We start from the raw sequence: 13214 nt of genomic DNA, 5'->3' as shown, positions 1-13214 counted from the left end.
ATGAAATTAAAGAAATTGATCCTATCATTACATGGCTGGATCGGATTAATATCCGGTCTAGTCGTATTTATTGTGAGTATCACTGGAGCGATCTACGTTTTTGAAAAAGAATTATTTGCCTATTTCAACCCCAACTATTGTCAGGTAACAATACCTAAATCGACCCCTGTACTTCCGCTGTCTACTTTGATGAAAAACGCACAGGAGGCCACTGAGCACCCTATTACCACCATTCGTCTTCCAGGGAGCGACGAACAGCGACAATCTTATATATTTGAAGCACGCAAACGCAGACCTAAAAATAAAACTGTAGGCTTATTTATTGACAAAGATATCATCTACTGGGACCGCATCTTTGTCGACCCCTACAGTGGAAAGGTGCTCGGTAAGATCGATGTGAAGAAAGACTTTTTTTTAATCGTGCGTCAGATCCATCAATTTCTTTACCTGAGACGTGATGTAGGCAGTTTCATCGTTGGATCGAGCGTACTTCTATTCATGCTGACTATGATCTCGGGCCTGATCCTATGGTGGCCCAAAAACCGCAAATTAGCAGTTAAACGCATGAAGATTGATATCACCTCCAAAAAGAAACGTTTAAATTATGATCTTCATCAAGTCTTAGGTTTTTATAGTTTTTCGGTCGCTTTATTGATCGCTGCGACTGGACTGGTCTGGTCATTCAAATGGTGGGAAGGTACTATTTACTGGATGTTGGACGGAAAACGTCCCGACAAGAATATGGCAGCTCCGCCCTTAATTGATATACGTCAAAACACCAGCAAAGCTTCTCCATTAGACGCCATATGGATAGATATCCAAAGGAACTACCAACTACATCATGGTGCATACTTAAATCTGCTTCCTGACGTACAACAAGCCAACGTCACAGTTCATTACAATGGGAAGACCTGGTGGTCAGCTTCCGATACCTATGCCTACCATCTACAAGATGGTAAGCAATATTTTAAGCATCTACAGAATGAAAAGACATTAGGAATGAAATGGCGAAATTCCAATTATGATATCCACGTCGGAAAAATAGCAGGATTTCCAGGTATGTGCATCGCATTTATAGCAAGTTTAATTTGTGCTTCGCTCCCCGTCACCGGTTTTTTCATTTGGTATGGACGAAAATTTAAGAGAAAAAAGACTAAAGCGCATCTTTTTTGAATCCTCAACATTGTCCGGATCAATGTGCTATTTATACCTTTATCAATGATCCTGTTGCTATGAGGTGATTATGGATCAATCGCAAGGGCGGTATCCTTACGTTATCAGTGATGATCGTACATAGGACAATATGATCAACGGGATCAACATACAGCAAGGACAGTAGCCGATAAAATTAAAAGCAGAAGATCACCAGTTGTATTTGATATGAATCTGGAGAATCCTGGAAATAAAAAGATATCATATATTGTTTTTCTTTATACGCAACCCCCATAAACAGAGTCAGACAATCGATCATGAACGATATCATAGAAACCGACATAGATATGAATTTGCTCACCTCTACTGAACAAATTATCCTCCCATACCAATTTTCCTGCTGTGGATAATGCACCACCTTCATTCAAAGCAAAAAAATCTTCAATAACATAAGCCAATACCAGCACCGCAGATGGATGCTCTCCTTTACAGGCCTCTTTATTCCATTCAATATAAAGTTTATTGTCCTTTATAGTTACATGAATGAGTTGAGGAGGTGGCATATCCCCCCTAAAAACCATTACTTTTTCAGGATTTACATAGGGGTTATTGTCTGCATCATAATCAATCGAATTGTTGAGTAAATAGGATTGAGCGGATTGAAAAGTACCCACACGGCTACCTTTAGGGGCCATATTTTTATAACCAAAAGCTATTGGTTTCTTAATATATTTCAAAAATTGAGATACGGCCTTCAAACGTTTGCGATTGATGAGCATCAATTCGGTGGGCGGTTTTTTTACTATTGCTGGTAGAGAACGAATAACGGTTTGACCATTTAGTTCATAACCTACCACACTTCCTACTTTACCGGAAAAAGGACCATTTATACCTGCTTTTAATATTGCCATAATGGTTTATTTAAATTGGAAATTAATTAAGATGTATAAGCTGCTATGGGCGCATTTATATAGCCTTAAACTCTAATTTAATCATTATAGTGATTATATACAAATTATTAAGAGGGTTCATAGAGGTTTTCTAGTGTTTTACCTATAGAAACCCTATAGAAACCCTCTATAATAACTCTCTTATATCTGTGTAACATTATAATATTTTATCCATCTGTTTACAACCAGATATACATCATGATCTCTCCATGTGTGATGACCAAATATTTCTTTCCTTTAATCAATTTTGATCGCATGAAATGTAGTAAAAGGGAGGGCTATGATTTCTAATAAACATGGTTGATGGACCGTATAAAATGTTCCTTTAGTTTGTTTACAAGAGGCGATCATGTCAGTTTATCATGTAAAATTTGTCATTTTTTATGAAAAAATTTCAGTTTCACGAGATCGGTATTTTTTTTGTGGAATATTGAATACAGTCGGCCGACTGAAAGATTTTAATAATTAATTTTTCACTTCATAAAAGGAGGTTATTATGAAACTTGCAAAAAGAAACTTGAACAATTTTTCAATTTTTTCGCCCATGTTTAATGATTTCAACCGAGAACTTTTAAACTGGGGTAATAGTAACTATTCTTCTACGAGTACCACCGTTCCTTCCGTCAATATTAAGGAAGATGGCGATACTTTCGAAGTAGAAGTCGCTGCACCAGGAATGTCAAAAGACGATTTTAAGATCACGCTAGATGGCAACCTACTGACCATATCATCCGCAAAAGAAGAAAAAAATGAAGAAAAACGGGATAACTATACCCGACGGGAGTTTAGCTATCAGTCCTTCCAACGCAGCTTTGAACTTCACAGAGATGTAGTCGATCAGGATAATATCGAAGCTCGTTATGAAAATGGTCTGCTACGGTTAACCATACCTAAGAAAGAAGAAGCAAAACAAAAAGAGCCTCGACTTATCGAAATATCATAAGTCATAAAATAGTCCATATATAGGATAGCCTCCCAATGGAGGCTATCCTATTTTATTAAGATATTATTTTTAAAATATGGAACGATCAAATTATCATATTGAAGTTCAGATGTACTGTCATGATAGTTACATCCAGATTGCTACATTTGATTTGAGCAGTTGTGAAAAAATAGTTCAGGAACTATTTGACGAATTAAAGTGGGATAGTCAAGCATCCGGCAATAGACTTTTACGCATCGCGCTTATGCGGAACGAGAAAAATAATACAAAAACACAACTAAAGTCATTGGACTGCACAATCGATGAACTGGGAGAAAATATTAAAGCCATTATAAAAAAGACTTTTAGGGCAGTTAACTTTGATTGACCCCTAGGTACAAAGTACATTGAAAAAACTTAAGTAAACATTATTTTACAATTATTTTTTGATTTTTCTTGATTTTTTTCAAATTGATATTTAATTTGGAACCGTTTTTTTAAGGTAAGTACTACCCTAACCAACATTTTTTTAAAGCTAATATTCTATTTAAATATAAATTTTAGTTATTGGATCATGTTAAACAAACTACTAATTACACGCCTAGGTCTATCTTTTAGACCATTATTTATTTCATTTTTAATACTGGCCAACAGTCTCTACCTATCGGGGCAAACGGTCAGAGCAACAAAGTCAAGCTTTGAAGCAAGATTGCTCAATATTGAAGCGCCCAGCAATGAGCCCTTTCGATACACGACCACATTGACCAATGGGTCATCACAGACAGTTACTTACAATCTAAACGCCCAATTACCAGAGGGATGGCAGATCAGTTATCGAGTAGAGGGATCCCAGGTGACTTCTCTTCAAATGCAAGCAAACAAAGTCCAAGAAATAAACATCGAAATTAACTGCCCGCTGACTGCAAAGCCCAACACATATAAAATTCCGTTAAAGGCTATATCCCCAACAGATACACTGCATCTCGATCTAGAAGCTGTTGTAAAGGGTTCCTATGCTCTCCAACTCACCACACCTAGTGGAAGACTTAGTGATGAAGTCGTATCTGGCAGCAACAAGGAAATCCTCCTTCAAGTAAAAAATACAGGAACCCTTCCTTTAAACGCGGTAGAACTGAGCGCTCAGTTGCCCAGCAAATGGGAAGCTACTTTTTCACCTTCAACAATACAGCAGCTAGAGCCTGGCAAGTCGACAGATGTAAAAGTTGACTTGCGCGTACCCGATAAAACCATAGCTGGCGACTATGCTGCAAAATTTGATGTTAAATCACCGAACAGTACTGCTGACATTTCATTTCGTATGATAGTCAAGACCTCTTTACTTTCAGGCTGGGTCGGCATGCTGATTATCCTATTGGCTATCGGGCTGATTTATTATCTTATTCGCAAATACGGAAGACGATAGCACTATTTCATTCAATAAAAAAGATAATCATCATGAAGGATCCTATCATCCAATTGACAGGTTTGACAAAAAACTATGGAAAGGCAAAGGCTGTTGATCATTTAGATCTCAACATATATAAAGGCGAGGTATTCGGCCTTCTCGGTCCCAATGGTGCCGGCAAGACGACGACTATCTTGATGATGCTTGGACTGACCGAGCCGACCACAGGAACAGCTTATGTCTGTGGTCATAATGCCACCCGAAATCCAATAGCTGTTAAAAGAAAAGTGGGCTATCTTCCAGATAATGTGGGTTTCTATCCTGAGATGACCGCATTGGAAAACCTAACTTTCATAGCTGAATTAAACGGACTTCAAAAGTCTAAAGCTAGGTCTGGCGCGCAAGATATCTTAAATCAAGTAGGACTGGGACAGGACATCCATAAGAAAACTGGAGCCTTTTCAAGAGGTATGAAGCAGCGACTCGGTCTTGCTGAAGTCCTCATCAAGACTCCTGAAGTTGCTATTTTGGATGAGCCTACCTTAGGTATAGACCCACAGGGTGTAGATGAATTCCTAGAATTGATCAAGCGACTCAGCAGAGAACAGAATCTGACAGTTCTCCTATCTTCGCATCATCTCCATCAGGTACAGCGCGTTTGTGACAGAGTGGGTATTTTTGTTGGTGGAAAGCTACTAGCAGAAGGCTCGATTGATAGTCTTGCAAATAAGCTACAGCAAAAAGAGGGCATAACAACATGGATTTCATTTGAAAAAACACATGCAAACGTAGCGCTATTTGAAGAAGTATTAAAAAACTTGCCTGGTATCAGAAAGCTTTCTGTTGGCGATAACTCGATCGAGATCAAAACAGATGGCGATATAACTGCCATGGCAGTACGTTTACTTGTCAACAACGGTGCTGACATCCTATCTGTACAACGCCATGATTATGCACTCGACTATATCTATAATACATATTTTGAGAACAGTAAAACAAGCACCTTTGAACATGAAAAATCCCACAGTCTCCTCCACAATTAGCCACTCATCGGTTCCAATTCAGGTACTGGTAAATAAGGAAATTGCCTATCATATTCGCAGCTGGCGTTTTATCATACTGATACTACTTATTGTACTGACGTTTGGAGCCTCATTATATGTATCTTCCACCGGGTTGAAAGAGGCTGTCAACAATATGAAAGATCCTGATCAATCATTTTTATATCTCAAATTATTGACCACGACGGACAATTCGATTCCACCATTTCATGTTTTCCTGAATTTTCTAGCGCCACTACTTGGCATAGCACTCGGATTTGATGCGATCAATGCCGAATACAATGGAGGAACATTAACACGTCTGATAGCGCAACCTATCTACCGTGATAACCTCTTGTTTTCAAAATTCTTTGCTCCGCTCACTGTCGTGGGGACGATGTTTATCGCGTTAGTACTTCTAATGATTGGCGGTGGCTTATTAGGTACAGGGGTACGGATCGAGCCTCAGGAACTTTTGCGGATTATAGGTTTTACCCTTATCAGTGTTATATATGTTGCCTTTTGGTTGAGCCTATCGATACTATCATCGATACGGTTTCGCCAACCGGCGACCTCAGCTTTAACCGCAATCGGTATTTGGCTATTTTTTACTGTATTCTTCCCGATTCTTGTCAATCTAGCCATCAGGCCATTTTTACCGAATCCAAACTATATTTCGGAACAGGAATATCTAAGCTACAATGAATTGATATTAAACTTGCTTCGGTTATCACCGAGCCAACTATATATGGATGCGACTACAACCCTGCTCATGCCATCTGTACGTAGCCTCGGTCCTATTGCGATGGAACAAATGATTGGCGCCATTCCTGCACCTCTATCATTTAGGGATAGTTTCTTGATGGTCTGCCCTCAAGTCAGTGGTCTTTTAGCAGCGACGATGATCTGCTTTGCGTGGTCCTATTATATTTTTATGCGAAGAGAAATACGGAGTTAAACTGCCGTATATAGGATGAAGAATGCACGCTACTGGTACAAACATAGCGTGCATTTTTTGTATACTTCAGGAAGTTGCCCATAGCAGATTTAATAGAGATTTAAATAAGCTTCTAGTCTCAGTCATTAAAATTGGACTGCAATATCTTGTCGATCAAGGCGTATCCAAACTTTGTAAAAAGATTATATTACTTATCGCCGCTATTCTCTGTACAATAATATTATGCTATCTTTTCAAAATATTTTTCTGGACTATCATTTGAGTTACGCAATTGTAATTATAGTATTCAGTCTTTTCATACTTCAAAGATCAGTAATACTAAGTGATACCTTCGAAAATGGTGCTTATAATACATTCTTTTTCTTTAAGATTTTCCTATCGATTGCGATATAGAGAGCGGTTTGAAATATGACGGAGAACAAAATTAAAACGAGTAAGAAAGGTACATTATTAAACCAAGGAGACATTAAAAGCAGTAGTCCCCCCAGCCGGTTATCAACACAAAAGCTATATTAAATAAGGAGTAAAATCCTAAGGATTTTATATAAAAATTCTGATCAAATTTATAAAGCCATTTTAATTTTAACAATTGGAATGGTAGTAGGTTTATGAGTAAAAATATAGTTCCTAATATACCAGCTCCTTCAAAAATGAGAGAAAAATAATCACTTAAAGATGTAGTATGGATGTCATACATTTGATAATTTCCACTAATAATATTGTCCCAATAATCGTGAATATAAATAATTGGAAATAAAGTGTAGGCTATTACCACATTTATAAAAAATATTATAGTTCCTTTCATATGTTAATTATTAACAGTCGCTTCTCAACGTGGTTATTGGATCCACTCCTTTAACAACTCTTTTAATAGCTTCCCACTTAGGCCGCTCAATTTTAGGACTTACAATATTTGCAACACCACCATGTTGATTAACATAACTACTTACCTTATCTTGGAAGACTTCCATAAATTATCGGACGACTCAAATGCCACATACTCCACAAGAGCGTCAAACCCTGTGGTTAATCTATCTACCCCTCTTGTATAAAATGTATATGATCCATTCGATTCTTTTACAAAACCAAAATCTCTATTTCCTGAAACTGGATGTTGTCCATATTTTGGATCATAGATAGTTGTAAAAGTCCATTTATTATTCGAAAAATCCGATACGATTACAGATGCATTATCCGGTCCCAAAATATCTATCGCAATTACTGCACTCAATGGATTATTCGAAAGCCAAAGGTTTTTATCATTTATTCCATACCAGTTATATGGGTCAAAAGAAGCGTATGTATTGTTTACAAAATTATTAATATCTTTACGAATAACACTCAAAAATTGTTCCGGTGTCTGTCTTATTCCATTTATTACGGGCAATTGTTTAATGTTTATAGGATAATAATCCATATTCACAACAGTACTGGATGCATCATCAATCTTTTGTACACGTGCTACTATATCATAATTTAAATTTGGAACAATGTGTGGATTTGTTCTAACTTGATTTAATTTATCAATTTGTGCTTGTTTTACTTGATGTCGAGCAGTAGCTAACCACTTTTCTATAATTTCACATGGAACATCTGGCAATAATCCGAAAGGTCTATTAAGCAACTGTAGTTTAATTCTTGTATCCGTTACCCCTCCTACTTCTCCAGGAAATCCAGGGCTTCCCGGAAATCCTGGATTTCCAGGAAGCCCTGGATAGGAAGGATTTGTACCTGGAGGATAAATTTCAACTACATCTAGCATATTTTGAAAACAGAAATTTACTAAATCATTTACAGTAACAATTTTATCTATGTCAGAATCTTCAAATACAATTGAAAATTCATTTTCACAAAAAATAAACACGTCTTGTAAATCCAGATCTATAAGACCTAAATCATCATTAAATTTGGATTCTAACAGTACCTCTTCATGATTGATTCCAAATTGCTCACTAATATATCTTCTTATTTTATTAGCTACAGAAAAAAAATCTGAACCAGAACCATTTGCTTTTAGACTCTTATTTTGAATTTGCGCTATGTCCAAGTTAGTACTTTCTATAACATTATCTTTTTCACAAGATGTGACAAACACAGCAAATAGTATTAAAAAATATATTCTAAATTTTCTTTCCATATAGTATTAAGTAGGTTATTTATAATTATAAGTTATTCGTGATTATGAAAATACAAGGTGAGCAATCGTTTAAAATTTAACTTTTTATAATACAAATCTATTTATCTCTATAATTGTCTTATAAAGCATTATGATGGTTAAGTAAACAACTCAGCATCAATCAAATAAATAAAAATATCAAGATTCATTAAAGAAATAATCATAAAAAATTACCATTAAAAATTATTAACTGGTGCAATTATAGAAAATATTTTCCAAAAAAATAACAAAAATTATATTATAGCGAATTATAATTAAGTAAAAAAATAATGTAATTCATTGAATAAATTAAGGTTATAACATTCTAAGTCAAGAAGAAAGGAATGAATTGATATAACTAAAATTACATTAGAAATTCTCACTTTTTACCTATGAAAAATCCCGGTAGAAAGACATAGCATTAGCCACATTCTCAATTTGATTGTAAACAAAAAACATAGACCTATGCTAGAAAAGAATATCAGCTAATTATTTTAAAATAAATTTTGATTCAAAATAAAATCTACTAACTTTGTAGAGTATTCAGAATTGCACGATGCAATACCAACCGAGTTAAGTAACCGCGGTGGTAAATTAATATGGGTTTCGACCAAAAATATCTGGATACAGTTTATGGTTTAATCCTTTAAATTTTTAAATTGTATGTCAACACCAAATCTTTATCAACACTTACTGGAAAAATTCAGTTATTACACCATCAATGAACTGATACAACTCAACAATGATACGGTATCGGAAAAAGGCTGGGGTTCCTCCAAATCTACATTTCGCACGGCTCTCATCAGTACTTTTTCTAAAAGAGGTTTAGACCTTTCCAACATTATTTCAAGAGAAGATGGTTTTACCTCCGTCAAGTATGTAGCAGTTCGATTAGAAAAAAACACGCTTGTTCCAATTGTTCAGTAGGATAGTCAGAACGACATGATCTTTGCAATTTATCTACTAGTCTAATGAATCAGATCCACAGCTTGTTATACTCTAAATCGGTATTAAAAAGATTAGGATATCAAGCTTACAAAAAGTAGTTCAGTTATTTTACTAATAAGCTTCAGTTGTTTATTATTTTCGAACAATTGAAGCTTTTACAAAAAGCTATTCCTTAAAAGTATATTTATCGTTTATCATATCTACTTTAAACAATAGTTCTCTCCTGATTTATTTCCAATTGCGAGCACAATATTAATACTATACACAAAAGATGCATCGATAGTTTGTGCCAAGCATATCTGCATTTTTTATTTGATACTCTGCTTTAATTTCCCAAAAATACGGATATGATCACCTGATCATTACATAATATGTATCTACCTAAAATTTTCAAAGCTTTATAAAATGACTTCGTCAAAAGCCTTCCTAAATAGAAAATAGGAATTACATAAGATAAAGTAGATTTTGTATCTTGCATGCTCATAATTGTATTTTTTATGAATCGAGTGAAAAGAGCTCAATCCATGATCACACTCCTTATTAAAATAAATTATTTTGATGAAAAAAAAATCTTTAATAACGCTTTCTGTATTACTATGTGCTTCGGCAACTATAGCTCAAGAAAAGAAAGAAACGAAACTGACTGTTAATATGGAAACACCAACAAAAACTCCATTAGACCCGCAAACATTATGGAAGTTAGGACGTGTTTCTGCCGAAGGAATTTCACCTGATGGAAAAACACTGGTATATGGTGTCTCAAATTATGCTGTGGAGACCAACAGCTCAGAGAAAAACTTATACACCTTATCATTGGAAACAGGCAACGCTACTCCCCTAACTAGTGAAAAGGGCGGTGAGTCTGTGGTGCAGATAACAGAAAATGGTGATATCATTTATTTGTTCAAAGGACAGCTTTGGAAAAAGAACAGATATAAGGGTGAAGCTGTACAATTGACAAATAGCGATACTGAATTAGAAAATGTCAAGTTATCTCCAAATGGTCAATACATATTATTCAGCAAAGCTGTTTTAATCAAAAAGTATCACAGTACAGATAAATATCAGGATTTACCAAAGTCCGATGCCTATGTATTCGACAATCTGGACTACCGCCATTGGGATACTTTTAATAATGGAAAATTTAACCATCCATTCGTTGCTTCCTATAATAATGGAAAAATTGGTGAAGCAATTGATCTGTTACAAGACGAGCCATTTTACAGTCCTCAAATGCCATTTGGCGGATCGGAAGATTTTGAATGGACGCCCGATAGTAAAGCGATTTTATATGTGAGCAAGAAAAAATTTGGTACAGACTATGCCGTAAGTACCAATACGGATATCTACCGTTATGATCTTGCCACCAAGCAAACAACCAATCTAACTGAAGGAATGCTTGGATACGACACCAATCCAACTTACAGTCCGGATGGAACCAAGTTGACTTGGTTGAGCATGAAAACGGATGGTTACGAAGCGGATAAAAATGATATCATTGTGTTTGATAAAGCATCTTCTCAACGACTAAATCTAACCGCGCATTGGGATGGTACCGTAAACTCTTTTACCTGGAGTAAGGACAATCGCAAAATTTATTTTGTAGCACCTGCTAAAGGAACGGTACAACTATTTGAATTAATTGTTCCTACTAATTTTAAGAACAAATCCTTAGCGTCCATCAAACAGATCTCTGAAGGAAATTTTGATATTACAGGAATTGTTGGGCAGGTCGATAATCAGTTAATTGTAACTTCTACAAAATTTACAAGAGCTACAGAGGTGTACCGCTATGACTTGAAGAGTAAAAAGTTAACTCCATTGACTACTGTCAATGATAAGATGTATGCGCAGATCAGTGATAATAAGATTGAATCGAGAATTACAAAAGCTTCTGACGGGCAAGATCTTTTTTCTTGGGTCATATACCCTCCTGATTTTGATCCAACAAAAAAATACCCAACGATCTTGTACTGTGAAGGCGGGCCACAATCTGCTTTAACACAATTTTATTCATTCCGTTGGAATTTACAGCTTATCGCATCTCAAGGATATATTGTCATCGCTCCCAACCGTCGCGGTATGCCGGGATGGGGTGTGAAATGGAATGAGGCGATCTCCAAAGATTGGGGTGGACAACCGATTCGTGATTACTTATCTGCGATTGATGATATATCGAAAGAAAAATACGTAGATACCACGCGCCGCGCTGCTATTGGTGCTAGCTATGGCGGATATTCTGTTTATATGCTCGCTGGTGTACATGAAAATAGGTTTAAAACATTGATCGCGCATAACGGCTTGTTTGATATGAGAAGCTGGTATGGTACGACAGAGGAAATGTTTTTTGCTAACCATGAACTGGGCGGTCCATACTGGGATAAAGCAAATGAAAAATCGTACACCACATTCAATCCATCCGAATATATCGAGAAATGGAATACACCAATTTTGATCTTTCAAGGTGGTCACGACTACCGCGTGCCGATAGGACAAGGACTTGGAGCTTTCCAAGCTGCACAGTTAAAGAAAATTAAAAGTAGATTGGTTTATTTACCCGATGAAAATCATTGGGTGCTATCGGGACATAATGCCCAAGTATGGCAAAGAGAATTTTTTGGTTGGTTAAAAGAAACATTATAATAAACAAAACGGGCTCGATATAATTTCGAGCCCGTTTTTTTTATTCCTCACCCTTCTTTCCAAAGATGGAAAGTTTAATATATTTTCCAGGTTTTTCTTTAATATCTTTCATCAGATGATCTAAACTTTGCGATGCATTATTTAAATTATCATAAAGCTTATCGTCATTGATCAATAGGCCTATTGAGCCCTGTCCCTTGTTGATTTTATCAACGATCGTCTGGAAATCGCTCATAGCCATATTAGCTTTATCCATTGTTTGTTGAAAATCAAGCTTAGCGGCTTTATCAGTAACGGTATTTAAATTGGACATAATAGCTGTTATTTGACCGCTATTATTTTTAAAGGTATTGGTAATGATGTCTAAGTTCGTGATGATATTTGTTAATCTTTTACGCTCCGAGCCCACAAGTCCTTCCACATCTTTGGTAATGAGTTCCACATTTTTTAATGATGTTGAAATACTATGTACACTTTCCTTAAAATCTTTTTGAAACTGATCGTCCAGTACAGAATTGACAACTGTTAATACTGAATCTAATTTTATGGTGATGGTTTCAACTCTTTTCTGTATCGGCTCGACCTTATCCATGATATTTGCCTGGATACCCGACGCTAACATATCACCATCCTTGGCCAACTCCGCACTATTCCCCATATCAAATACGATCGCCTTTCCTCCAAGTAGATCGGTACTGGCTATTCGTGCTATGGTATTTTTGGGTACCTTATATTCGGAACTGATTTTGAATTGTGTTAAGATACTACCATCAGGCTGCAAGGTCATCTTCGACACACGTCCTATTTGATATCCATTTACCAACACCGGTTTAGAGGCTGTCAGACCATCGACAGCTTGATAAGATGTATAATATGTATTGTCACTGCTAAATACATCATTACCCTTTAAAAAGCTGTACCCAATAAACAATAATGCAACTGCAACTACAGTTAAAATTCCGACTTTAGTCTCGTTTGATATTTTCAAAATAATATTTTCTTAAGTTTTATATGAATTCAATTTATCATTTAAACAAGACA

The 13214-nt window shown here is 36.0% G+C and carries 11 protein-coding genes and 1 riboswitch; of the genes, 8 read left to right on the top strand and 3 right to left on the bottom strand.

Annotated features, from left to right (window positions below; translation table 11 throughout):
* On the top strand, positions 1-1173 hold the full coding sequence (locus AC06G9_RS03865) for a PepSY-associated TM helix domain-containing protein (protein ID WP_480957543.1): 1173 nt from the start codon (positions 1-3) through the stop codon (positions 1171-1173).
* 257 nt (positions 1174-1430) lie between these two features.
* Here the strand turns inward: AC06G9_RS03865 and AC06G9_RS03860 are convergent, their stop codons facing one another.
* On the bottom strand, positions 1431-2063 hold the full coding sequence (locus tag AC06G9_RS03860; protein ID WP_045752727.1) for a DUF6266 family protein: 633 nt from the start codon (positions 2061-2063) through the stop codon (positions 1431-1433).
* A 535-nt stretch (positions 2064-2598) separates the two neighbouring features.
* On the opposite strand from AC06G9_RS03860, the gene AC06G9_RS03855 reads away from it, so the two are divergent.
* The 5 genes from AC06G9_RS03855 to AC06G9_RS03835 all read left to right on the top strand — a co-directional run bounded on the left by AC06G9_RS03855 (position 2599) and on the right by AC06G9_RS03835 (position 6427).
* Complete coding sequence (locus AC06G9_RS03855) at positions 2599-3045, top strand: Hsp20/alpha crystallin family protein (RefSeq protein ID WP_045752726.1); 447 nt, start codon at positions 2599-2601, stop codon at positions 3043-3045.
* Between the two features lie 76 nt (positions 3046-3121).
* The gene (locus AC06G9_RS03850) at positions 3122-3412 is read left to right on the top strand and encodes a hypothetical protein (RefSeq protein WP_045752725.1); all 291 of its coding nucleotides are present in this window, start codon (positions 3122-3124) and stop codon (positions 3410-3412) included.
* A gap of 186 nt (positions 3413-3598) precedes the next feature.
* Positions 3599-4447, top strand: a complete 849-nt coding sequence (locus AC06G9_RS03845) for a COG1470 family protein (RefSeq protein WP_094772963.1) — start codon at positions 3599-3601, stop codon at positions 4445-4447.
* A 32-nt stretch (positions 4448-4479) separates the two neighbouring features.
* Positions 4480-5472 carry an ABC transporter ATP-binding protein gene (locus AC06G9_RS03840; protein ID WP_480957542.1) on the top strand — a complete coding sequence of 331 codons (993 nt, stop codon included), beginning with the start codon at positions 4480-4482 and terminating at the stop codon, positions 5470-5472.
* Positions 5441-6427, top strand: a complete 987-nt coding sequence (locus AC06G9_RS03835) for an ABC transporter permease (RefSeq protein WP_480957541.1) — start codon at positions 5441-5443, stop codon at positions 6425-6427. The genes AC06G9_RS03840 and AC06G9_RS03835 overlap by 32 nt, the downstream gene beginning before the upstream one ends.
* 946 nt (positions 6428-7373) lie before the next feature.
* Here the strand turns inward: AC06G9_RS03835 and AC06G9_RS03830 are convergent.
* Positions 7374-8564 (bottom strand): hypothetical protein, encoded by a 1191-nt coding sequence (locus AC06G9_RS03830; RefSeq protein WP_480957540.1) that lies wholly within the window; start codon positions 8562-8564, stop codon positions 7374-7376.
* Between the two features lie 552 nt (positions 8565-9116).
* Positions 9117-9210: riboswitch (SAM-I-IV-variant riboswitch) on the top strand.
* Between the two features lie 35 nt (positions 9211-9245).
* Here AC06G9_RS03830 and AC06G9_RS03825 point away from each other — a divergent pair.
* Together AC06G9_RS03825 and AC06G9_RS03820 are read left to right on the top strand one after the other, a co-directional pair.
* Positions 9246-9509 (top strand): 5-oxoprolinase, encoded by a 264-nt coding sequence (locus tag AC06G9_RS03825; RefSeq protein ID WP_248754719.1) that lies wholly within the window; start codon positions 9246-9248, stop codon positions 9507-9509.
* Between the two features lie 579 nt (positions 9510-10088).
* Positions 10089-12173 (top strand): S9 family peptidase, encoded by a 2085-nt coding sequence (locus AC06G9_RS03820; protein ID WP_480957539.1) that lies wholly within the window; start codon positions 10089-10091, stop codon positions 12171-12173.
* 40 nt (positions 12174-12213) lie between these two features.
* Here the strand turns inward: AC06G9_RS03820 and AC06G9_RS03815 are convergent, their stop codons facing one another.
* Entirely contained in the window at positions 12214-13161 is a 948-nt protein-coding gene (locus AC06G9_RS03815; RefSeq protein ID WP_045755749.1) for an MlaD family protein, read from the bottom strand.
* Between the last annotated feature and the right edge of the window lie 53 nt (positions 13162-13214).

It is taken from the genome of Sphingobacterium sp. MAE (assembly GCF_056711605.1).
This window is presented reverse-complemented; position numbering and strand designations above follow the sequence as displayed.